At 51.4% G+C, this 276-nt stretch carries 1 pseudogene; it reads right to left on the bottom strand.

Features of this window, described 5'->3' with window-relative positions:
* Positions 1-243 (bottom strand): annotated as a pseudogene (locus IEQ44_RS18145) (glycoside hydrolase family 11 protein); the annotation flags it as partial.
* Positions 244-276 lie beyond the last annotated feature (33 nt).

Here is a 276-nt window from a genome sequence, read left to right as displayed (position 1 = left end):
CCAGAACTGCGTAAATGTGGCCGTCCCTTCAATCGAGGGCGCATTGTACCGAACCGCAGTGTAGATGTCGTATGTCCCGCCATCAGAGCTCACTGTTCCGCGATACGTCCCCCCACTGCCGGGGTTGTAGGTGCCGTATGATTCAACAATGTAGTACTCGATTAGAGGGTTCTGGGTCCAGCCGTAAACGGCAAGGTAGCCGTTACCGCTGGGGTTGAAGTTTCCGCTGTAGCTTATGGATCTGTGGCTGTTAGTTGCAGTTTTATTTTATTTTAT

It is taken from the genome of Nocardioides malaquae (assembly GCF_015070385.1).
Classification (GTDB): domain Bacteria; phylum Actinomycetota; class Actinomycetes; order Propionibacteriales; family Nocardioidaceae; genus Nocardioides; species Nocardioides malaquae.
The sequence above is the reverse complement of the archived record's forward strand: the minus strand, read 5'-3'. Positions and strand labels throughout refer to the sequence as shown.